The sequence below is a fragment of the Pseudonocardia yunnanensis genome (assembly GCF_039534065.1).
In the GTDB taxonomy this organism is placed as follows: domain Bacteria; phylum Actinomycetota; class Actinomycetes; order Mycobacteriales; family Pseudonocardiaceae; genus Pseudonocardia; species Pseudonocardia yunnanensis.
Window position 1 is genome coordinate 306,364 of record NZ_BAAAUS010000008.1, and the last position, 21,402, is coordinate 327,765.

Genomic DNA, 21,402 nt, shown 5'->3' on the forward strand with positions numbered 1-21,402 from the left:
ACCCCGGCTACATCGCACGGAGCGCGGTTCAACGCGGCCCGGCCACCTCGACCACGTCGTGGCCGGTGCCGCGCAGCGCTTCCACCAGCTCCGTGCAGTGATCAGGGCCACGAGTTTCGAGCGCCAACGCCACTTCCACCTCTCCCAGTGGGAGCGTGCCCGAGATACGTGAATGCTCGACGTCCAGCACGTTGGCGCCGAGTGAACCCACGTGTGCCAAAAGCTCGGCCAGCGCGCCGGGCCGGTCTCCCACGCGTACCCGCAACGACAGGTAGCGGGCGGCGGAGGCCATGCCGTGCTGGATCACGTGCAGCAGCACGAGGGGATCCACGTTGCCGCCGGACAGCACGGCCACGGCAGGTGTGGCGAACCGGCGCGGGTGCTGCAACAGAGCGGCCACCGCTGCCGCTCCCGCAGGCTCCACCAGTAGCTTCGCGCGCTCCAAGCAGTGCAACAGGGCTCGGGAGAGGGCATCGTCGTCGACCGTCATGATCTCGTCGACGAGGCTCGCCACCTGTGGGAACGTCACCTTCCCCGGCTGCCCGACGGCGATGCCGTCGGCGATCGTGCGCATGGACTCCAACGCCAAGGGCTCGCCTGCGGCGAGAGACGGGGGCCAGGCGGCGGCGCCGGCGGCCTGCACCCCCACCACAGCGACATCGGGGCGCTGCTCCTTGACCGCTGCCGCGATGCCGCCGAGCAGGCCGCCTCCACCGGTGCAGACGAGCACGGTGCGTACGTCCGGCACCTGTTCGAGCAGCTCCAGCCCGACCGTCCCCTGGCCGGCGATGATGTCGCGGTGGTCGAACGGGTGCACGAACACGGCCCCGGTGCGCTCGGCGAACTCGGTGGCCGCGGCGATGCTGCCGTCGATCGTCTGGCCGACGAGATGCACCTGTGCGCCGTAACCACGAGTGGCGCCGACCTTCGGGATAGCCGCCTGTTCGGGCATGAAAACTGTGGCCTCGATCCCCAGCATCTGGGCGGCCAGGGCCACGCCCTGGGCGTGGTTGCCGGCGCTGGCCGCCACCACCCCACGGGATCGCTGTTCGTCATCCAGACGGGCGAGCCGGGTGTACGCGCCACGGATCTTGAACGACCCGGTGCGCTGCAGGTTCTCGCACTTCAGCCACACCGGACCACCGCACATCTCCGTCAGCGCACGGGACCCTGCCATCGGCGTGGGAGCGACCACCCCCCGCAGCAGCTCAGCGGCGCTACGAACGTCCGCGAGCCCGACGGGCGGCGCGACGGAACCGACGGTGACCATGTCACCCATCCTCGCACCGTGGAGGCGAGGGCCCACGCCCCCCGGTAACCTGTGAACCAGTGGGTAGCGGCATCCGACGGAGCCGCTGGCGGGGAGGTCGGATGACTCGGCTGCGGGCGATGGCACCGTTGTTCGTGGCCGCCGTGCTGGCAGCGGTGGCCGTTGCCACCGTTGAAGGCGCCGGCTGCGACGATCCCGGCCGTTACGAGCTGAACGCCGACGGTTACGAACTTGTGGGCGGCTGCATCGCTCCCGGCGACCTCGTGGTGCCCGAGCCCGCCCAGCAGCCGCCCACTACCGCCGACCTGGACACCCCGGCGAAGAGCTGATCCGCCGGGGTGCTGTTGCCCACGGCTCAGCGGGTGGCGGTGTCCAGCGCTTCCCGGAGGTCCTCCGCGAGGTCCTCGACGTCCTCGATGCCCACCGAGAGCCGCACCAGGTTGTCCGGCACCTCCAGCGCCGAACCTGCCACCGAGGCGTGGGTCATGGCGGCGGGGTGCTCGATGAGCGACTCGACGCCCCCCAGCGACTCGGCCAGCGTGAAGAGCGTGGTGGCGCCGCACACCCGCAGCGCCGCCTCCCGGCCACCCGAAACGGTGAAGGACACCATTCCGCCGAACCGGCGCATCTGCTTCGCCGCAACCTCGTGGCCGGGATGCTCGGGCAGACCGGGGTAGAGCACGCGCTCGACGCCTCGGTGCCCGGCGAGCAGCTCGGCGATGCGCTCCGCGTTGTCGCTGTGGCGCTCCATCCGCACCGCGAGGGTCTTCGCCCCGCGCAGGGTGAGCCACGCGTCGAACGGGCCGGGAACCGACCCCACCGAGTTCTGGGTGAAACGCAGCCGCTCGGCGAGTTCGTCGTCGCTCGTGACGAGCGCACCGCCCACCACGTCGGAATGGCCGCCGACGTACTTGGTGGTGGAGTGCAGCACGACGTCGGCGCCGAGGCCGAGCGGGTTCTGGAGGTAGGGCGACGCGAACGTGTTGTCGACGACGAGCCGCGCGTCGGCCGATCGGGCGATGTCGGCGAGGGCCGCGATGTCGGCGATGCCGAGCAGCGGGTTGGTGGGGGTCTCGCACCAGATGGCACGGGTGGTCGGTCGCAGCGCCGCACGCAGCGCGTCGATGTCCGAGAGGTCAGCAGGCGTGTACTCGATCCCCCAGGGCACCAGCACCTTGTCGACGAGCCGGAACGTGCCGCCGTACGCGTCGTGCGGGATGACGATGTGGTCACCCGGGCGCAGCAGCACACGCAGCAGGACGTCGGAGGCGCCCATTCCGGAGCCGAACGCGAGCGCGTGACGCCCGCCCTCGAGCGCGGCGAGGCACTCCTGTAGCGCGGTACGGGTGGGGTTGGCGCTGCGCGAGTACTCGTAACCGCCGCGGAGCCCACCCACCCCGTCCTGGGCGAAGGTGGACGACTGGTGGATCGGTGTGATCACCGCGCCAGTCGTCGGGTCCGGCTCCTGGCCGGCGTGAATGGCGTTGGTGGAGAAGCCGCGCATGTGAGCACGCTACGCGGACCGCAGCCGGCCCCGGCCGTGTGGTGGCCCCTGTCGGCGTAAAGCCACGTCCACGCCATCCGATGGCGTGAACGTGGCTCGTGGCCGGGGTCAGCTGCCGAGGAAGGCCAGCACGTCGGAACGGGTCACGACGCCCGCAGGCTTGCCGTCCATGAGCACGAGCGCGGCGTCAGCGGTGGCGAACGCGCTCATGGCCGTGGCCAGCGCCTCGCCGGCACCGATGGTGGGCAGCGACGGCGACATGTGCTTCTCCAGCCGGTCCGACAGCTGCGCCCGGCCGGTGAACAGCGCGTCGAGAAGGTCGCGCTCGACCACGGCGCCCGCCACCTCCGCGGCCATCACCGGCGGCTCCGCCCGGACCACGGGCATCTGCGAGACCCCGAACTCGCGCAGGTACTGCACGGCGTCGGCCACGGTCTCGTTCGGATGGACGTGCACGAGGGCGGGAATCGCACCGTCCTTGCGACGCAGCACGTCGCCGACGGTGGCGCCCTGCGCCGGGGGCAGGAACCCGTAGCTCGCCATCCAGGAGTCGTTGAAGACCTTGCCGAGGTAGCCACGGCCGCCGTCGGGCAGGAGCACGACGACCACCGCATCGGCCGGGAGCTCGCGCGCGACGACCAGCGACGCCGCCACCGCCATTCCGCAGGACCCGCCGACCAGCAGCGCCTCCTCGCGGGCGAGCCGACGGGTCATGTGGAACGAGTCGGCGTCGGAGACCGCGACGATCCGGTCGCAGATGTCCTTGTCGTACGTCGTCGGCCAGAAGTCCTCGCCGACGCCCTCCACGAGGTACGGACGGCCGCCGCCACCGCTGTACACCGATCCCTCGGGGTCGGCGCCGATCACCTGGACGCGGCCACCGGACGCCTTCTTGAGGTAGCGGCCAGTGCCGCTGATGGTGCCGCCGGTGCCGATCCCGGCCACGAAATGGGTGATCCGGCCCTCGGTCTGCTCCCAGATCTCCGGGCCCGTGCCGAAGTAGTGGGACTCGGGGTTGTGCTCGTTGGCGTACTGGTTCGGCTTCCAGGCGCCCTCGGTCTCGGCGACCAGCCGGTCGGAGACGCGGTAGTAGGAGTCGGGGTGGTCCGGCTCGACGGCGGTGGGGCACACGACGACCTCTGCGCCGTAGGCGCGCAGGACGTTGCGCTTGTCCTCGCTCACCTTGTCCGGGCACACGAAAATGCATTTGTAGCCGCGGCGCTGGGCGATCATGGCGAGGCCGACGCCGGTGTTGCCCGACGTGGGCTCGACGATCGTGCCGCCGGGGCGCAGCTCCCCCGATGCCTCGGCGGCGTCGATCATCCGCAGCGCGATCCGGTCCTTCACGCTGCCGCCCGGGTTGAAGTACTCCACCTTGGCGAGCACGGGCGCGGCGACCCCTTCCGCGACCGTGCCGAGCCGGACGAGCGGGGTGTTCCCGACCAGGTCGGTGACGTGCTCGACGTAGCGCATAGCTCAATGGTCGCACCCTGTGCGCGGGGCGCCCCGGGGGTGCCGCATGACCTGCGACGTGGGGAGTTGCGCAGAGTCGAATGGTTGCGCGTTCAGTCGTCCGGCCGATCGGGAGCACAAAACGTGGCGAACGGACTAGTCTTCCCCAACACGGGACGAACCTCACCGACCGAGCGGGCCGCGGCCGGTTGATCCGACGACTCCCGAGAGTGGCCGGGGGCCGGAGACTTTTGCGGTCCGGCCTCCCCGGCCGTTCCCGGCCAGGACCGATGAGCAGGAGGGGCGCACCGGTGCCATCGGTCGGCGACGACGTCTACGGGGTCGAGGACCGCGACCGGGCCGAGGCCCAGCGCCTCGCCATCCGTGACGCCGAGCTGGACGAGCTCGCCAGGCGCGCCGCCGACGGCCACAAGCTCTCGCTGGAGCAGCTGTTGCACGAGGTCCGCCCGCTGGTCGTGCGCTACTGCCGCGCGCGGATCGGCGTGACGGTCGGCATGGCCACGCCCGACGACGTGGCCCAGGACGTGCTGATCGCGCTCTACAACGCGCTCGAGCGCTGGCGTCCCGGCGAGACGCGGGTGATGGCCTTCGTCTACGGGATCGCGAGCAACAAGGTGGTGGACGCGTTCCGTGCTGCCGGGCGCAACCGTTCCGTCCCCACCGACACGCTTCCCGACGCGGCGGACGCCGCTGCGGGCCCCGAGACGATCGCCGTGCTCGGCACCCAGATCGCCGAGCTGCGCCACCTCCTCGATCAGCTCCCCGAGCACCACCGCGAGGTGCTCGTGCTGCGGATCGCGCTGGGCCTGAGCGCCGAGGAGACCGCCCGCACCGTCGATTCCACGGCAGGCGCCGTGCGCGTCACCCAGCACCGGGCGCTCGCCAAGCTGCGCCAGCTCGCCGCCGAGCGAACCTAGGAGCGCGTCACCTCGCACAACCTGCGCTCCAGGTAGGCCCGCTCCGGTTCGTTGCCCACAAGCTGTAGCGCCCGCCGGTAGTCGAGCGCGGCGTCGCGGTGGCGACCGAGCCTGCGCAGGAGGTCGGCACGTGCGGCGGGCAGCAGGTGGTAGCCGCGCAGCCGCTCGTCGTCAGCCAGGGCGTCGAGGAGCTCGAGTCCGGCTGCCGGACCGTCCCGCATCGCAACCGCCACCGCCCGGTTGAGCCGCACCAGTGGTGACGGCGCAACGTCTCCGAGCACGTCGTAGAGGGCCACGATCTGGGGCCAGTCGGTGGTGGCGACGTCCGCTGCTTCGTCGTGCAGTGCCGCGATGGCCGCCTGTAGCGCGTACTGCCCGGGTGCGCCGTGGCGCAGCGCCTCGACGACGAGCCTGCGTCCCTCGGAGATGCGGTCCCGGTCCCAGAGCGACCGGTCCTGTTCGTCGAGCAGCACCAGGTCCCCGTCCGGGGTGATGCGGGCGGCTCGCCGGGCGTCGACCAGCAAGATCAGAGCCAGCAGCCCCGACACCTCCGGCTCTCCGGGGAGCAGGCCGTGCAGGATCCGAGCCAGCCGGATCGACTCGTCGGCGAGATCGGCGCGCAGGAGCTCGGGCCCGGCGCTCGCCGCGTAGGACTCGGTGAAGATCAGGTAGATGACACGCAGCACGCCCGGGAGCCGGCCGGGCAACTCGCGCGCGTCCGGCACGCGGAACGGGATGCGCGCCGCCTGGATCTTGCGCTTGGCGCGCACGATGCGTTGCGCCATCGTGGCGGTCGGCACGAGGAACGCACGCGCCACCTCGGGCGTGCCCAGCCCGGCGAGGCATCGCAGGGTCAGCGCCGTCTGAGCCTCGAGTGGCAGGGCCGGATGACAGCAGGTGAAGAACAGCCGGAGCCGCTCGTCGGGGACGTCCTCGTCCTCCGTGGCGGGGACGGCCGCGCCCTCGCGCTCGGCCTCGGCCCGCATCACGGCCAGCCGGGTGGCGTAGGCCTTGTCCCGGCGCAGCCTGTCGACCGCCTTGCGGCGCGCAGTCGTGAGCAGCCACGCCGCCGGTTTCGTCGGCACGCCGTCGACCGGCCAGTGTTCGAGCGCGGCGGCAACAGCCTCGGAGGCGACCTCCTCGGCCAGGTCGAGATCGCCGAACTGACGCACGAGAGTGGCGAGCAGCCGGCCCCGCTCCTCACGGAACACTGCTTCGACGGAGCCGGCTGCCCCCAGGGTCACGGCGCTTCGAACTCCATGATCGGGCGCACCTCGACCTTCCCGCCGCGGTGCGAACCCGGGCATCGGGCCGCCCAGTCCAGCGCCGCATCGAGGTCGGGGACGTCGATCAGGTAGTAGCCGCCGAGGATCTCGCGCGTCTCGGCGAACGGCCCGTCGGTGACCACCCGCTCGCCGTTGTCACGCATCTGGACGGTGGTGGCGGTCTCGACGCCTTGCAGCGCGTCGCTGGACAGCCGCACGCCCGCATCGGCGACGGCCTTCTCGTAGGCCCAGTACTCGTCCATCTCCTGTTGGATCGCCTGCTCGGTGGGGGGCTCGGTGGGCTGGGCACCGTAGATCAGCAGCATGTACTTCACGAGATGCTCCCTGTCGTCGTCACGGGGTCGACATGGGTGGCCGGGGTGCCACCACAGCATGACGACGAACGACCCGGGGCGAAATCGACACAACCGGTACACCTTGCTCGGTGTCGGTCACCGGCCCTGTGCCGGCCTCTACTCCCGTTCGATCCGCCGCAGTCCGCGTGTGGGTGTCCAGGCCTCGATCACCAACATGCTTGCGGCTTCGTTCAGGCCCGTGAGCACGACCTCGTCGATCTCGGCACGGAACAGGTCGCCGGACAGGTCACCGTCCACGTCGCCGGCGTGGAACGCCCGGCCGGCGATCTTCGCGTCACCGGACCAGGCCGCCTCGTTGCCCTCCCCCGGGTCCTCCGAGGCGCTGTGGAGCGCGAACCGCGGATCCCGGCGCAGGTCGGCGCCCTTGCGCGCCCCCGGCATCGACCCGAACGTCAGCTCGCCGTCGGCGAACTGCGCCTCGATTCCGGAGATGCGCGGCGAGCCGTCGGAGCGAAGCGTCGCGACGGTCTTGTGCTTGTGCGCGTCGAAGATCTTCCGTACGCGGGCGGCGAACCCCGGCTCGGCGATCTCGACGTCTTTCCATGTGGCCATGCCGGGATCATGAGGCCGAAACCTGACAACTCGGGTCACGTTCCACCCGGCAGGGTCACATCCGATTTGATCCCCTGATGCGGTTACCCGCGGGTATTCTCCGGCCGGTAGCCATACCCAGTGCGAGGAGAAGACGATGCCCGAAGCCGTGATCGTCGCGGCGGCCCGATCCCCGATCGGCCGCGCCCACAAGGGGTCGCTGACCACCATCCGACCCGATGACCTGACCGTCCAGCTCGTGCGCGCCGCGCTCAACCAGGTGCCACAGCTCGACCCGTCCGACATCGACGATCTCATCCTCGGCTGCGGCCTGCCCGGCGGCGAGCAGGGCTACAACATGGCGCGGGTCGTCGCGGTGCTGCTGGGCTACGACAGCCTGCCGGGCACCACGATCACCCGCTACTGCTCGTCGTCGCTGCAGACCACCCGCATGGCCCTGCACGCGATCCGCGCCGGCGAGGGCGACGTCTTCATCTCCGCCGGAGTGGAGACGGTCTCCCGCTTCGTCAAGGGCAGCTCCGACTCGTGGCCCGACACACGCAACCCGATCTTCGGTGACGCCGCGGACCGCACGAAGCACATCGCCGAGAACGGGGCCGACTCCTGGAGCGACCCGCGCCCCGACGAGCACCTGCCCGACGTCTACATCGCGATGGGCCAGACGGCGGAGAACGTCGCGCTCCTCAAGGGCATCAGCCGCGAGGAGATGGACCACTTCGGCGTCCGCTCGCAGAACCTTGCCGAGAAGGCGATCGCCGACGGGTTCTTCGCCCGGGAGATCACCCCCGTCACCCTGCCCGACGGCACCGTGATCTCCGCCGACGACGGCCCGCGCTCCGGCGTCACCTACGAGGCGGTCAGCCAGCTCAAGCCGGTGTTCCGGCCCGACGGCCGCGTCACCGCCGGCAACTGCTGCCCGCTCAACGACGGCGCGGCGGCGCTCGTGATCATGTCCGACACGAAGGCAGCCGAGCTGGGTGTCACGCCGCTGGCCCGGATCATCTCCACCGGCGTCTCCGCGCTGTCGCCGGAGATCATGGGCCTCGGGCCGATCGAGGCGTCGAAGCAGGCGCTGGGCCGGGCAGGCATGACGATCGACGACGTCGACCTCGTGGAGATCAACGAGGCGTTCGCGGCGCAGGTCATCCCCTCGGCCCGGGAGCTGGGCATCGACGAGGACAAGCTCAACGTCAACGGCGGCGCGATCGCGCTGGGCCACCCGTTCGGCATGACCGGCGCGCGCATCACCACCACGCTGATCAACGGCCTGCGCACCCACGACAAGCAGATCGGCCTGGAGACGATGTGCGTCGGCGGCGGACAGGGCATGGCGATGGTGCTCGAGCGCCTCAGCTGACCCACGAGACGCACAGCGGCCCGGCACCCCTCTCGGGGTGCCGGGCCGCTGTCGTGACGGGGTGGTCCGGGACGGACCCGGACGTCACTCCTGGCGCAGGTAGCTCAGCAGGCGCAGGATCTCGATGTACAGCCAGACCAGCGTGGTCATCAGGCCGAACGCGATGTACCAGGCGAACTTGGCCGGGGCGCCGTCGCGAACGGCGCGGTCGGCCATGTCGAAGTCGAGCAGCAGGCTGAACGCGGCGACACCGATGCAGACGATGCTGAACAGGTAGCCGATCATCGTGGGCTCCCGCACCCCGAGACCGCCGGGGATGAAGAAGCTGAAGATGAGGTTGAAGACCGCCAGCACCGTGACGCCGATGAGGGCGCCCATCAGCCACTTGGTGAACTTCGGCGTGACCCGCACCGCGCCCGTCTTGTAGACGACGAGCATGCCGACGAACACGCCGGCGGTGCCGATCACGGCCTGCAGGCCGATGCCCTGGAACTGCGTGCCCGATAGCTCGAGCGCACCGGTGATGCCACCGAGCGCCACACCCATGGCCGCCGAGTAGATGAGGACGAGCGCCGGGTTGGTGCTCTGCTTGAAGATGACGATCAGTGAGACGACGAGCCCGATGATGAACGCCGGGAGCACGAGCCCGTAGAGCCCGCTGATCGCGGTGAGCACGCCGGCGACGAGCGCGATGCCGGCGTTGAGTGCGGTCTTGGTGACGACGTCATCCATCGTGAGCGGACGCTCACTGACACCGGCACGCCCGTATCCGACCTGCGCGGCCTGGGCGTCGCCATAGGCGGCCGCGCCACCCATCGCGCCACCCCGGCGGTCGAACGTGGCGTATCCGCCGCCCTGCCCGGTGGGCAGGTTGCGGAACGCCGGGTTGCTACTGGTGCGCACCTGTTCCTCCTCGGAAGCGTCTCGGGCATCCATGCTGTTCAACGCCGAAGCGGGCCACGGCGTTCCCCGTACGTAAAGGCGACTTTACTGTGTTTCGGGTCAAGCTGCGGCAGCGCCGTCCTGAGGTGGGTCGAGGGCGATGCCCGCGTCCTCCAGGGCGGCTTCGGTGAGCAGTCGTGCGAACGCGCGGTCGGGCCTGTCGGCCGAGGCGAGCGGGGCGTCGACGTCCACCAGCCCGCAGGCCTGCAGGAGCGTGTCGTCGTAGGCGGCGAGCACCGCCACCCGGCGGACCTGGGTGTTCTGTGTGCGATCGCGCACCTCGCGGCGCAGCCTGCGGAGGTTGGCCACGACGCGCTCGAGGGACGGCCCCACCGGGGCGGCGGCGCGGCGGCGGCGCGGCGGCGGCGCTCGGCCACCCACTCGACCACGGCAGGCACCAGCCTCGCGGCCACCCAGAACAAGATCGTCGGCGCGGCGGCCACGAGCAGGTAGAGAAGCAGTCCCACCAGGACCGGACGGTCGCCCGTCACCTCCCCGAGATTACCTGCCGGACAGCGGCGCCGGATCGTCCGGACGAGCCTGAGCTGCAGTACTAGCCGGGTGTTCAGGTTCCTCGCACATTCGACGTTTCCGATCTTCAACGCCGTCGTTTGGTAGCACGAGGCCTTGATCATCGTGGTCCCGGCCACTATCCGACCGTGCCCGTCACCGGCACCGACCGGTGGCGTTCAGGCGCCCGACCCCGCACGACCACCGAACTCGACCCCCGACGAGGGGCACGCCGTCGTGCCCTCAGGAGGAGCCCGGATGGCCAGTCCCACCACCGACGACCCGATGCGCGGCCGCCACCGCACCGTGCAGCCCGGACTGCGCGACGCCGTCTTCGGACGGCGAAAGTTCCTCGTCTACCTGGCGGCCGGATCGACACTCACTGTCGCCGCCAAGCTCGGCATCGACACCTTCGCCCCGGGGTCGGCGTCCGCCGTTCCGACGCCCAGCCTCCCGCAGCCTGCCGACCTGCAGGACCTGGGTGACGTCCTGATCCTGTCCGGCAAGCCCACCGAGGCACTGCTGTTCACCGTGGAGATCACCGAGGACGGCCGGGTGCGTGCCGAGCTGCCCCGCATGGAGGTGGGCCAGGGCCTGACGACGGCTGTCGCGATGCTGGTGGCGGAGGAGCTCGACATCCCGCTGGACCAGGTCGACATGCCGCTGGCACCGGCCCGGCCGGAGCTGTTGTTCAACCAGCTCACCGGAGGGTCGAACTCGATCCGGTCTGTCTACGGTCCCGTGCGCGCGGCTGCCGCGGCGGCACGTGCCCGGCTGCAGGCGGCCGCGGCCGACCGGTGGGGTGTGCCCGCGGACGGTCTGAACACGGAGAACGGCCGCGTCGTCGCCACCGACGGCCGCAGCGCCGGCTACGGCGAGCTCACGCGCCTCGCCGCGTCGCTCCCGATCCGTGAGCTGGTGGCCCGGCCCAAGCCTCCGTCGGAGTTCAAGCTCGTCGGCACACCACAGCCGCGGGTGGACGCCCGTGCCATGGTCACCGGCGCCTTCACCTACACGCTCGACCTGGACATCCCGGATGCCACCCCCGCGATGGTCCGCAGGCCACCGACGATCAACGGCACGGTCGACGAGGTGCACAACGAGGACGACGTGCGCGCCATGCCCGGCGTACTCGACGTCGCGGTAATCGAGACCGGCGTCGCCGTCGTCGGGGAGACGTTCGGGCAGGCCCTCGACGCGGTGACGGCCCTGGACGTCAGCTGGGGCCCCGGCACGGTCGACGACCTGTCGGACGAGGGCATCAGAGATGCCCTGCGCAAGACGACGCTGCCCCTGATCCCCCCGATCTCGCTGCCGAACCAGATGGACTTCGAGTTCGACTGGGCTCCGATCAGCCACGCACCGATGGAGACCAACTCCGCGGTTGCCGACGTCCGGGGCGGAAAGGCCGAGGTCTGGGGCGGCATGAAGTCGCCGATCGTCGCCCAGCAGCAGATCGCGAAGGAGCTCGGCCTCCTGCCGGGCAACGTCACCTGCCATGTGGTGCAGGCCGGCGGGTCGTTCGGACGCAGGCTGTTCTGGGACGGCCCGCTGGAGGCGGCGCGGATCTCGAAGGCGACCGGCCGGGTCATCAAGCTCATGTGGTCGCGCACCGACGACATGCGCCACGGCCGCGCCAGGCCGGCCGCCCACCACCGCTTCCGGGCCACCCTCGGGCCCGACACGGTGCTGCGGCTCGAGCACCACACGGCGTTCGTCGAGACCGACTGGACTCATGGCCTCGGCGAGATCCTGTCCGCGACCGCAGCGGAGCTTCCGGGCGGTAACTTCGGTTTCGCGCAGACCGTCTTCATGCTCACCGTGAAGAGCCCCTACAACTTCGGGGCCGTGGAGCAGGTGCTCACCGAGGCACCCATCAAGATGCACACCGGCGCGTGGCGCTCGGTGTACTCGGTGAGCTCGCGGTGCGGCGAGGAGATCGTGGTGGACGCCGTGGCGGAGAAGCTCGGCAAGGATCCCTACGAGTTCCGCCGCGCGTTCCTCAAGAACGACGCGCAGCGGGCGGTTCTCGACAAGGTCGCCGAGGAGGGCGACTGGGGCCGCTCCCTGGACGACGGCTTCGCCCAGGGCATCGCGTTCCACGAGGAGTACCGCTCGCGCACCGCGTGTCTGGTGGAGATCGACGGCCGCGACCCACACGCCCCGCGCGTGACGAAGGCCGTGATCGCAGGCGACTACGGGCTCCCGATCAACCCGCGAGGGCTCAAGGCGCAACTGCTGAGCGGTCTCACGGACGCGATCTCGGTGACGTTGCAGGCCGGCCTGCACATCGACAAGGGGCTGCCGCTGGAGGGGAGCTACTCGCAGTTCCACTACGCGCGCCAGGCGAACTCCCCCACCGACGTGCAGATCTTCATCCTGCCCGGCGAGGGCGAACCGGGCGGGGCGGGCGAGCTGGGCGTGCCGGCCGCGGCCGGCGCGATCGCCAACGCCTACGCCCGCGCCACGGGCATCGCCCCGCGCAGCTTCCCGATCAACTTCCCGGTCGACTTCGAGCCGTTCCCCCGCTAGGAGGCCCCGCCATGCCGAGCTACAGCTTCACGGTCAACGGTCGCGAGGTGACCGTCGACGCCCCCGCCGACCTGCCCACGCTCTGGGCCCTGCGCGACAAGCTGGGGATCACCGGGCCCAAGTACGGGTGCGGGATCGACGTCTGCAAGGCCTGCACCTCCCATGTGGACGGGGAGGCGTTCAACCCGTGCGTCACCCCGGTGTCCGACGTCGAGGGCCGCGAGATCACCACGATCGAGGGGCTCGCCGACGGAGATCAGCTGCATCCGGTGCAGGAGGCCTGGCTCGAGCAGGACGTCGCCCAGTGCGGCTACTGCCAGCCCGGCCAGATCATGGCCGCAGTGGCCCTGCTCAACAGCACCAGCGACCCGACCGACGAGGAGATCGACGAGATCGAGAACGTCTGTCGGTGCGGCACCTACTTCCGCATCCGCGAGGCGATCAAGAGCGCGGCATCGAAGATGTAGCCGGGGCCCGTCCGACAAATTGATCGTGCGAGAAGGAGCGCGCCCGCATAGGCTCCCGCCGGAGACCGGCTCAGATCGGAGGTGAGCCCGATGTGGGCGTTCTTCTCGGCGCGGTTGCGGATGTGGCTGATCCTGGCGGTCGCGGCGCCGCTGCTGGGCTGGCTGCTCGGGCGGATCGGCGACCTCATCGAGGCGCGGCGCGGCCCGAACACGGTGAGCCGGGTGCTGAAGACCGGCCGGGAGTTCCTGGGTCGCCGTTCCCGCGGCCCGCTCGCCCCGCGGCGCGCTGCCGACCCGGTCGGGGTTCGTGACGCCGGCGTCCCGAAGCGCTGATCACGTGGCGCGATACGTACTGGTACACGGCGCGTGGGGTGGCTCGTACGGCTTCCGGTTCGTCCGGCGGCTGCTGCACGCCGAGGGCCACGAGGTCTTCACGCCCTCCCTCACCGGCATCGGCGAGCGGTCGCACCTGACCGGACCGCACGTCGACCTGTCGCTGCACGTGCTCGACGTCGTCAACGTGGTGCGCTACGAGGACCTCGACGACATCGTGCTGCTCGGCTACTCCTACGGCGGCATGGTCGTCACGGGGGCGCTCGACCACATCGGCACCCGGGTGCGCGAGCTCGTCTACCTCGACGCGTTCGTGCCCGGCGACGGTGACAGCCTGGCCACGCTGACCCGTGGCGGCTTCGGCGATCCGGCGTCGGAGATCGGGGCTCCGTGGCTCGTGCCGCCGCCGAAGCGGGAGTACGACGACCCGGCGGCGGCGGAGTGGTCGAACCTGCGCCGCACCCCGCAACCGGTGGGCACGCTCACCGAACCGGTCCGGCTCTCGACCCCGCTGGAGGAGCAGCCGTTCGGCCGCACGTACATCCGGGCGACCGTGGATCCCGGGGCCGCCTTCGAGACGCCGGCGCGGCGCGCGAAGGAGAGCCCGGCCTGGCGCTACCACGAGATCGCGACGAACCACATGATCCCCGAGAACCGCCCGGCCGAGCTTGCCGCTCTGCTGCAGGCGCTGGCGTGAGCGCACTACGGTCGGATCATGGCTGAGGACTCCGTGCACCGGTACCAGGCAACGTGCTCGTGGTCCGGTTCCACCGCCGGCGGCTACGAGCACTACGGACGGACGCACCAGGGCACCGCCCCGCCGGCCGCCCCCGAGCTCACGCTGTCGTCCGACCCGGCGTTCCGTGGCGACCCCGCGCACCTCAACCCGGAGCAGCTCGTGGTGCTGGCCGCGGCGTCCTGCCAGCTGCTGTCGTTCCTCGCGGTGGCCGCGCGGGCCCGGCTGGACGTGCGTGACTATCACGACGAGGCCACGGCCACGATGCCCGAGGCCGACCGTCCGGTCCGGCTCGCCGAGATCGTGCTGCGGCCGCGGATCCAGCTCGCCGCGGGTCCGAGCGAGGACCGCGTCCGCCACCTCGTGGAGGTCGCCCACCGCGAGTGCTTCATCGCCAACAGCCTCGCCACCCCCGTGCGTGTGGAGCCGGTGATCGAGTTCGTGGACGTCGGTTGATGCGGACCGCGGGGGTCACCGCCCTGCTCGCCGTCGCCACATTCGTGCTGTGGTGGGCGGTGTTCCCGGCCGACTGGAGCGTGGTGCCCACCCGCGACCCGAACACCCTGGCCTCGCCGGTGCGCACCGGGCACTGGGCTGCGGCAGGAGCCGGGCTCGCGGTTCTGGCGGGAGCCGCCGGATACGTGCGCGGTGTGCTGGTGGCGCTGGTGGGTGTCGCGGTGCCGGCGTTCCTGCTGTTCTGCGTCTACAGCGCGAGCGCCGAGGTCGTCGGCGCCAACCTGTGGCCCGTCGGCGCTCTGTTCCTCGCCCCGCCTCTCGTCGCGGGTGTGGCGGCCGCGGCCGCGCTCGGTGCGCTGGTGCGCCGGCGGCGGATCCACCCGCCGACCACCACGGTTTGACCGGACACGCAAAATTCACAAGCCACGATCCCTCGCATCACCGAGACTGTGCGCATGAGCGCTGGGCCCGTGGCCGACATCGTGACGAACATCCGCGGCACGCACGTCCTCGTCTGCGCTCCCGACGGACCCAAGCTCCGCACCAGCGGCGACGCCGTCGAGATGATCGGCGAGGCGCTCTACCAGCGGGCCGACCTCGTCGCCGTCCCGGTCGAACGGCTCGACCCCGGTTTCTTCACACTGTCCACCGGCATCGCGGGCGAGATCGTCCAGAAGTTCGTCAACTACCGGCTGCGCCTCGCGGTGCGCGGCGACCTGTCCGAGCACCTGGCCAGGAGCGCGTCGCTGCGTGCATTCGTGGTGGAGTGCAACCGCGGGCGTCACCTGTGGTTCGTGGCCGACGACGCCGAGCTGGGCGACCGGCTCACCAGGAAGGCCCCTGCCGCGTCGGAATGAACGGCGTGCCCACCGTGGCGGCGAGCCCGTCGTCGTGGGGCAGCTCTCGCTGATGCGCCCGGACCTGGGCGGGAGACTCGAGGGCGTGGCCCTGCGGCGGCGCTTCCTCCCGCCCGCTGGACGGTGAGGAGAGATCACGGTGATCGATCAGCTCGAGCGGGTGTCCGCCCTGGACCGGACGCTGCGCGCCTTCACGTGCGTGGGCACGTCCCCGGGCTCCTCGGACCAGCGACCGGACGCCCTCGCGCTGGGCGTCAAGGACCTCTTCGACGTGGCGGGCCTCCCGACCGCGCTCGGCACGGCCGCCATTCCCGCTCGGCAGGCGACGAGCACCGCCGCAGCGGTCACCGCATTGCAGAACTGGCGTGCTGTGGTGGTCGGCAAGACCATGACCAGCGAGTTCGCCTACTTCGGCGCGAACGCCACGCGCAATCCATGGAACATCGATTTCAGCCCGGGCGGCTCCTCCAGCGGGTCGGCCGCCGCGGTCGGAGCAGGTCTCGTGCCCCTGGCGATCGGCACGCAGACCAACGGGTCGATCGTCCGGCCCGCTGCCTATTGCGGCGTCGTCGGGTTCAAGCCGACCTACGGCACCATCCCCACCGACGGGCTGTGGCTCTATGCCCCCAGCATCGACACCGTGGGGGTCTTCGCCCGCACGGTCGGGCTCGCCGGCACCGCGGCGGACGTCATGTCCGGCGGTGACCTGAGGTTCACGGCGGCCACGGCGCCTCCGGAACCGGCGGGGCTGCGGATCGGTGTGGTCCACACGCGGGACTGGTCCATGACCAGTGCCGAGATGCGCTCGGTGCTGGACCGGACGGCCGGGCAGCTGGCGGACGCCGGTGCCCACGTGACCGACGTGACCACCCCGCTCTGCGGGGACGAAGGACTGTCGCTGCACGGCACGATCTCGGAGTTCGAGGGCGCGGCCGGGATCGGGCGGCTCGGGATCGAGCGGCCCGACCTCGTCGGCGAGAAGGTGCGCGAGATGCTGGACCACGCCGCCACGATCAGCGCCGAGGAGTACCAGCGGGCGCTGGAGCGGCGCACGCAGCTCGTCACCGAACTGGACGAAGCACTGTCCACCGTGGACTTCCTGCTCACCGTTCCCGCCTCCGGCACCGCCCCACCCGCAGGTGACAACGGCGACCCCCGCTACTGCACCAGGTGGAGCCTCGCCGGCACGCCGGCGATCTGCCTGCCCGCCGCACTGGGTGAGCACGGTCTTCCGCTCGGGGTTCAGCTCGTCGGACGGCGCGGCTTCGACGCCCGCCTGCTCGAGCACGCGCAGTCGGTGGAGGAACTGCTCGCTTTCGCGTCGAACTACAAGCCCCTCGACCGCTAGATCCACCAGCACCTTCTCCGACCAGCGCGGTCAGCCCGGCATCGTCCCGATCACCACGGTGGCGCTCAGCTCGTCCGAGCAGGCCACTCGCGGGAGGAGCCCGTGGCGGGCGAACGCGTCGGCGGTGTGCGGCGCCTGTTGCTCGCTCGTCTCGATCAGCAGGTGGCCGCCCGGCGCCAGCCATCGCGGGGCGACGGCCACCACCCGGCGCTGCACGTCGAGCCCGTCCGGCCCGCCGTCGAGCGCCACCTTCGGTTCGTGCAGACGGGCCTCCGGTGGCATCATGCCGATCGCGTCGGTGGGCACGTACGGCGCGTTGGCCACCAGGACGTCGACCCGCCCGCGCAGCGCTACGGGCAGCGGCTCGTCGAGATCGCCCTCGTAGACCAGACCGCCGACGGGGCCGAGGTTGCGGCGCGCGCACCGCACGGCAGCAGGGTCGATGTCGGCGGCGTACACCTCGATCGGGATCGGTGCCGCAGCTATCGCGGCGCCCACCGCACCCGTGCCGCAGCACAGATCGACGACCACGGCCCCGGGCTGCAGGAGGGCGACCGCCTCGTGGACGAGGAACTCCGTGCGGCGGCGGGGGACGAAGACCCCGGGATCCACGGCCACCCGCAAACCGCAGAACTCCGCCCAGCCGAGCACCTGCTCGAGCGGCAGGCCTGCGATGCGCCGATCCAGCATGACTGCGAGGTCGGACGGGGTACGGGCCGCGGCGAGGAGCAAGCGCGCCTCGTCCTCGGCGAAGACGCACCCGGCCGCACGGAGGCGGGTGATGATGTCGGACGCGGGTTCGGGGAGAGAAGGGGATGAGATCGACATGGGAGCCTTTCGCGATGCCCGCGGGCGCCTCCCCTCGGCGACCTCAGTCAGGTCAGCCGCAAGAGCGCGAGACGGGGAGTGCCCAGCCTGAACGAGCGGTGATGGGTCCCACCCCCTTCGGCCGTCATGTCCTGCGTGCTGCGTCAGCCTAAACAGCGGCCCGGACCCCGACCAAACGGGTTCGAACCACGGCCCCGCCCACCTAGTGTCGGAACGGTGACCATGCCCTCATCCGGCACACCGGCCGATCCGGCTTCGAGCCACCGGGCCATCGAAAACCTCATCTCCACCTATGCAGAGCTCGTGGACGTCGGCGACTTCGCGGGTGTCGGCCACCTGCTCGCCGATGCCACCTTCATCGCGCGGAACGTGCCGATCACCGGCCGGGACGCCATCGAGGGGATGCTCAGAGATTCGGTGATCGTCTACGAGGACAGCACTCCTCGCACCAAGCATCTCGTCACGAACATCATCGTGGAGGTCGACGAGGAGGCGGGCACAGCGGGCGCCCGGTCGTACGTCACCGCGCTGCAGGCGCTGCCCGACCTGCCCCTGCAACCCATCGTCAGCGGCCGCTACCACGACCGCTTCGAGCGCCGTGACGGGAGATGGCGCTTCGTGGAGCGGCGCGTGCACATCGACCTCGTCGGAGACGTGAGCTGCCACCTTCGCCGTACCGCGGCCGAGGCGATCACTCAGGGGTAGGACATGGCGCGAAGCCGTCGTCAGGCCGAAGCGTTCGCCATCTCCTCGCGCAGGATCGCCGCCATCTCGGTCGGCCGGGACAAGTACGGTGAATGGCCGGCGTCGAGCCGCCACGCGCGATGGGCACGCCCGGCCATGAACTCCTGAGCGCCGACGGGAATGGCCGCGTCCCGCTCGCTGATCACATAGCTGCTCGGGATCGTGTGCCAGGCGGCCTGCGTGATCGGTTGCACGAACGACGCATACGACTGGAGGAGCAGAGCGCCGTTCGCCCGCTCCGCGCTCTCGGCGTCGACGTCGTTGTAGAAGATCTCCTTGCCGCGCACCACGTCGACATAGCCTTCCGTGTCGTGCACCCGCCACCATTCCTGCGGAACCCCGTTGCACGCACCGAGTATCGATTGCCCGATCTCCAACTGGAACGCGTTGATGTAGATCAGTCGCCTGACGGCGTCGACGCCCGCCAGCGCCTCCGTGATGACGGCGCCGCCATAGGAAGCGGCTGCCACCACCACCGGACCATCGACGCTCTCCACCGCTGATCGCACAGTTCGGGCGTCGGCGTACAGATCGCCGAGTTGCGACACGACGTTTCCACTCGACGACAGCCGGACATTGCGGACATCGATCTCCGGCAACTCGTCGATCAGCTTCGTCCACATGTCAGGGCCGTGCCATGCGCCGTGGACGAGAACGAGCGCAGGACTACTGGAACGCGTCATCGTCTACCTCACCGATAGCAGCACGACCGATCGGTCGCTCTAACTAGAAAGTACGACCGGTCGTGCTATGGTGTCAACGTGCAGTCCTTTGATCCGATTCCGGTGACGGCGCCGGTCCGGCGCACGCGATCCGACGGCGAACGCAGCCGCCAGGCGATCCTCGGGGCCGCGATGGGGCTGGCCACGATCGAGGGCCTCGAGGGCCTGTCGATCGGCGGACTGGCAGCCCATATCGGGATGAGCAAGAGCGGCTTGTACGCGCATTTCTCGTCCAAGGAAGAACTCCAGCTCGCCATCATCACTGCCGCCGAGGACGTTTTCGCCACCCAGGTCGTGCTGCCCGCCCGGAAACAGCCGGACGCTCTGAGCCGGCTCACCGCTCTGTGCGAGCGCTTTCTGTCCTACGTCGACCAGAAAGTCTTTCCTGGAGGCTGTTTCTTCGCCTCAGCCGGCGCCGAGCTCGACACGCATCCCGGCCCGGTCCGAGATGCGCTCGCGCGCTCCCAGTCCACGTGGAACGACACCGTGATCGAGTTCGTGGAGCGAGCGCAGGAAGACGGCGCGATCAGGCCGGACGAAGAAGCCTCTCAACTGGCGTTCGAGCTCAACGCGTTCCTGCACCTGGCGAACGATCTTTTCGTGCTGCACCAGAACGACCTGGGGATCGAGAGGGCCCGCCAGGCAATCGCCCGCAGGCTGCGCACGGCGCGTTCCTGACTACCCGAAAGCGGCGTGCGAGGCTTTGAAGAAGTCGGTCGGGTCGTACTCCGCCTTCACCGCGCGCAATCTGGCCAGGCTGGACCCGTAGTAGGAGCTCACGGAGCGGCCGGCCTCGATGTAGTTGACGTAGCCGCCGGCGGAGGCAGCGGCCACGGCGCGATGCCCGGAGGTCACGAAGTTCTGCGCCGCGCGGAGGGCCGCGGCCGACGGGTGGGCCGGGAGGCCGGAGTACCACTGGATGACGGCGAGTGCAGACCGCCACGGCCAAGCAGCACCACCTTGCGGCTGTTTCGCCGCCTGACCACCCAGCGGGTCCAGGATCGCGGACGCGGGCACCTTCGCCCGTGCGGCAGCCTTCACCGCGGCGAGCAGCCGGGTGATCGTCGCTGCGTCCATGGGACCGCGCAGGACGTCGGAGCCGGCGAGGAATCCCGTTCGCGCGCTGGTGGTCCCGCCGCCCAGGTACGTCACCGCCTGCATGTGGGTCTTGACGGTGATCGAGCGACTGGTGGCCTTCGACCCGACGAACGACTCCAGTTGCTCGGCGGCGGCCGAGGCCGAACCCGTGGTGGAGACACCGACAGCGTGGATCGACAACGTTCCGTTGCTCTGGGCGTCGATGTGGAAGTTCGCCCAGGCCGTCATCGGAGCCTCGTGCGCGAACCGCTGCCAGCCCCGCAGCGCCGCGGCCACGGACGCCTCCGGCCAGGTCAGCGTGAACAAACCGAGTTTGCTCGCGGGGATCGTGGCCAGCCGGAACGACGTGACGATGCCGAGGTTGCCACCGCCTCCCCCGCGCAACGCCCAGTAGAGGTCCGCGTCCTGCGTCGGCCCGGCGGTGCGGACGACCCCATCGGCGGTGACCACCTCCATCGAGAGGATCCGATCGCTCGTCAGGCCGTAGGTGCGGGTGTGGACTCCCATACCGCCGCCGAGGGCCAGCCCGGCGACACCGACCGTGGGACACGTCCCGGTCGGGAGGGATCTGCCGTCCTTGTCCAGCTGCGCGTGGACGTCGTACAGCTTGGCCCCGGCGCCGACGGTCACCACGTCGTCGGAATAGCCGACGCTGCTCATCGGTCCGACGTCGACGACCAGCCCGCCCGCCACAGTGGAGGCACCGACGTAGGAGTGCCCACCCCCCTTGGGGACGCAGACCAGCCCGTTCTGCCGGGCGAACAGGATCGACTCGCGCACATCGTCGGTGGTGGCAGCTCGGACGACGGCGGCCGGCTGGATCGAGTCGAACCTCGGGTTGAACAGCTGGTGGGCGGCGGGGTACCCGCTCTCACCGCGCAGGTGGAGCGTGCCGTCGAGGCCGCTCCGCAACCCGTTCCAGTCGGGCGCGGCCGCGGCGGGGACGGTCGGACCGGCCGCTGCGGGACTGGTCGGTCCGGCTGGGACAGAGCTGGTCGGTACGGCCGTCGCGGATTCGTTGTCGACGCAGCTCGCGAGAGCGGTGACAGCCAGCACCCCGCCGGCTTTGAGAGCGGTGCGACGGTCGATGCGCCTCACGATCGACGGGCTCCTC

The 21,402-nt window shown here is 70.6% G+C and carries 24 protein-coding genes; 13 read left to right on the plus strand and 11 right to left on the minus strand.

Features of this window, described 5'->3' with window-relative positions:
* Positions 1-28: 28 nt before the first annotated feature.
* Positions 29-1,279 carry a threonine ammonia-lyase gene (ilvA, locus tag ABD743_RS12670; RefSeq protein ID WP_344722003.1) on the minus strand — a complete coding sequence of 417 codons (1,251 nt, stop codon included), beginning with the start codon at positions 1,277-1,279 and terminating at the stop codon, positions 29-31.
* Positions 1,280-1,371: 92 nt separating this feature from the next.
* On the opposite strand from ilvA, the gene ABD743_RS12675 reads away from it, so the two are divergent.
* The gene (locus ABD743_RS12675; protein ID WP_241038735.1) at positions 1,372-1,599 is read left to right on the plus strand and encodes a hypothetical protein; all 228 of its coding nucleotides are present in this window, start codon (positions 1,372-1,374) and stop codon (positions 1,597-1,599) included.
* Between the two features lie 26 nt (positions 1,600-1,625).
* Here ABD743_RS12675 and ABD743_RS12680 read toward each other — a convergent pair whose 3' ends face one another.
* Both ABD743_RS12680 and ABD743_RS12685 read right to left on the minus strand, forming a co-directional pair.
* On the minus strand, positions 1,626-2,774 hold the full coding sequence (locus ABD743_RS12680) for a cystathionine gamma-synthase (RefSeq protein WP_344722005.1): 1,149 nt from the start codon (positions 2,772-2,774) through the stop codon (positions 1,626-1,628).
* 108 nt (positions 2,775-2,882) lie between these two features.
* Positions 2,883-4,247 (minus strand): cystathionine beta-synthase, encoded by a 1,365-nt coding sequence (locus ABD743_RS12685; RefSeq protein WP_344722007.1) that lies wholly within the window; start codon positions 4,245-4,247, stop codon positions 2,883-2,885.
* A 290-nt stretch (positions 4,248-4,537) separates the two neighbouring features.
* On the opposite strand from ABD743_RS12685, the gene shbA reads away from it, so the two are divergent.
* Positions 4,538-5,164 (plus strand): RNA polymerase sigma factor ShbA, encoded by a 627-nt coding sequence (shbA, locus tag ABD743_RS12690; RefSeq protein ID WP_344722009.1) that lies wholly within the window; start codon positions 4,538-4,540, stop codon positions 5,162-5,164.
* Here the strand turns inward: shbA and ABD743_RS12695 are convergent.
* The 3 genes from ABD743_RS12695 to ABD743_RS12705 all read right to left on the minus strand — a co-directional run bounded on the left by ABD743_RS12695 (position 5,161) and on the right by ABD743_RS12705 (position 7,358).
* Positions 5,161-6,408 (minus strand): RNA polymerase sigma factor, encoded by a 1,248-nt coding sequence (locus tag ABD743_RS12695; protein WP_344722012.1) that lies wholly within the window; start codon positions 6,406-6,408, stop codon positions 5,161-5,163. The genes shbA and ABD743_RS12695 overlap by 4 nt on opposite strands.
* On the minus strand, positions 6,405-6,755 hold the full coding sequence (locus ABD743_RS12700; RefSeq protein ID WP_344722171.1) for a YciI family protein: 351 nt from the start codon (positions 6,753-6,755) through the stop codon (positions 6,405-6,407). Before ABD743_RS12700 ends, ABD743_RS12695 begins: the two co-directional genes overlap by 4 nt.
* 147 nt (positions 6,756-6,902) lie before the next feature.
* Entirely contained in the window at positions 6,903-7,358 is a 456-nt protein-coding gene (locus tag ABD743_RS12705; RefSeq protein ID WP_344722014.1) for a pyridoxamine 5'-phosphate oxidase family protein, read from the minus strand.
* A gap of 136 nt (positions 7,359-7,494) precedes the next feature.
* Between ABD743_RS12705 and ABD743_RS12710 the strand changes: the two genes are divergently transcribed.
* Positions 7,495-8,715, plus strand: coding sequence for an acetyl-CoA C-acetyltransferase (locus tag ABD743_RS12710; protein WP_344722016.1), 1,221 nt, complete (start codon positions 7,495-7,497; stop codon positions 8,713-8,715).
* 84 nt (positions 8,716-8,799) lie between these two features.
* Here ABD743_RS12710 and ABD743_RS12715 read toward each other — a convergent pair whose 3' ends face one another.
* Both ABD743_RS12715 and ABD743_RS12720 read right to left on the minus strand, forming a co-directional pair.
* The gene (locus ABD743_RS12715) at positions 8,800-9,618 is read right to left on the minus strand and encodes a Bax inhibitor-1/YccA family protein (RefSeq protein WP_344722018.1); all 819 of its coding nucleotides are present in this window, start codon (positions 9,616-9,618) and stop codon (positions 8,800-8,802) included.
* 99 nt (positions 9,619-9,717) lie between these two features.
* Entirely contained in the window at positions 9,718-10,038 is a 321-nt protein-coding gene (locus tag ABD743_RS12720; protein ID WP_344722020.1) for a hypothetical protein, read from the minus strand.
* Positions 10,039-10,425: 387 nt separating this feature from the next.
* Here ABD743_RS12720 and ABD743_RS12725 point away from each other — a divergent pair, with 387 nt between their 5' ends.
* The 8 genes from ABD743_RS12725 (at position 10,426) to ABD743_RS12760 (ending at position 16,896) form a co-directional block, all read left to right on the plus strand.
* Positions 10,426-12,699, plus strand: a complete 2,274-nt coding sequence (locus tag ABD743_RS12725) for a xanthine dehydrogenase family protein molybdopterin-binding subunit (protein ID WP_379659236.1) — start codon at positions 10,426-10,428, stop codon at positions 12,697-12,699.
* An 11-nt stretch (positions 12,700-12,710) separates the two neighbouring features.
* A complete protein-coding gene (locus tag ABD743_RS12730; protein ID WP_344722022.1) occupies positions 12,711-13,166 on the plus strand; it encodes a (2Fe-2S)-binding protein in 456 nt (151 codons plus the stop codon).
* Between the two features lie 90 nt (positions 13,167-13,256).
* Positions 13,257-13,499 carry a hypothetical protein gene (locus tag ABD743_RS12735; protein WP_344722024.1) on the plus strand — a complete coding sequence of 81 codons (243 nt, stop codon included), beginning with the start codon at positions 13,257-13,259 and terminating at the stop codon, positions 13,497-13,499.
* Between the two features lie 4 nt (positions 13,500-13,503).
* Positions 13,504-14,196 (plus strand): alpha/beta fold hydrolase, encoded by a 693-nt coding sequence (locus ABD743_RS12740; RefSeq protein ID WP_344722026.1) that lies wholly within the window; start codon positions 13,504-13,506, stop codon positions 14,194-14,196.
* Between the two features lie 18 nt (positions 14,197-14,214).
* The gene (locus tag ABD743_RS12745) at positions 14,215-14,691 is read left to right on the plus strand and encodes an OsmC family protein (RefSeq protein WP_344722028.1); all 477 of its coding nucleotides are present in this window, start codon (positions 14,215-14,217) and stop codon (positions 14,689-14,691) included.
* Positions 14,691-15,092: a hypothetical protein gene (locus tag ABD743_RS12750; protein ID WP_344722030.1), complete on the plus strand. Its 402-nt coding sequence runs from the start codon at positions 14,691-14,693 to the stop codon at positions 15,090-15,092. Before ABD743_RS12745 ends, ABD743_RS12750 begins: the two co-directional genes overlap by 1 nt.
* A gap of 54 nt (positions 15,093-15,146) precedes the next feature.
* Positions 15,147-15,548 carry a DUF4180 domain-containing protein gene (locus ABD743_RS12755; RefSeq protein ID WP_344722032.1) on the plus strand — a complete coding sequence of 134 codons (402 nt, stop codon included), beginning with the start codon at positions 15,147-15,149 and terminating at the stop codon, positions 15,546-15,548.
* A 139-nt stretch (positions 15,549-15,687) separates the two neighbouring features.
* Positions 15,688-16,896 (plus strand): amidase, encoded by a 1,209-nt coding sequence (locus tag ABD743_RS12760; protein WP_344722034.1) that lies wholly within the window; start codon positions 15,688-15,690, stop codon positions 16,894-16,896.
* Positions 16,897-16,926: 30 nt separating this feature from the next.
* On the opposite strand, the gene ABD743_RS12765 is transcribed toward ABD743_RS12760, so the two are convergent.
* Complete coding sequence (locus tag ABD743_RS12765) at positions 16,927-17,724, minus strand: putative protein N(5)-glutamine methyltransferase (protein ID WP_344722036.1); 798 nt, start codon at positions 17,722-17,724, stop codon at positions 16,927-16,929.
* A gap of 222 nt (positions 17,725-17,946) precedes the next feature.
* On the opposite strand from ABD743_RS12765, the gene ABD743_RS12770 reads away from it, so the two are divergent.
* On the plus strand, positions 17,947-18,429 hold the full coding sequence (locus ABD743_RS12770; protein ID WP_344722175.1) for a nuclear transport factor 2 family protein: 483 nt from the start codon (positions 17,947-17,949) through the stop codon (positions 18,427-18,429).
* Positions 18,430-18,449: 20 nt separating this feature from the next.
* On the opposite strand, the gene ABD743_RS12775 is transcribed toward ABD743_RS12770, so the two are convergent.
* Positions 18,450-19,151, minus strand: coding sequence for an alpha/beta hydrolase (locus ABD743_RS12775; protein WP_344722038.1), 702 nt, complete (start codon positions 19,149-19,151; stop codon positions 18,450-18,452).
* A gap of 102 nt (positions 19,152-19,253) precedes the next feature.
* Here ABD743_RS12775 and ABD743_RS12780 point away from each other — a divergent pair, with 102 nt between their 5' ends.
* Positions 19,254-19,868: a TetR/AcrR family transcriptional regulator gene (locus tag ABD743_RS12780; protein ID WP_344722040.1), complete on the plus strand. Its 615-nt coding sequence runs from the start codon at positions 19,254-19,256 to the stop codon at positions 19,866-19,868.
* Here the strand turns inward: ABD743_RS12780 and ABD743_RS12785 are convergent, their stop codons facing one another.
* A complete protein-coding gene (locus ABD743_RS12785) occupies positions 19,869-21,386 on the minus strand; it encodes an FAD-binding oxidoreductase (protein WP_344722042.1) in 1,518 nt (505 codons plus the stop codon).
* Positions 21,387-21,402: the final 16 nt, after the last annotated feature.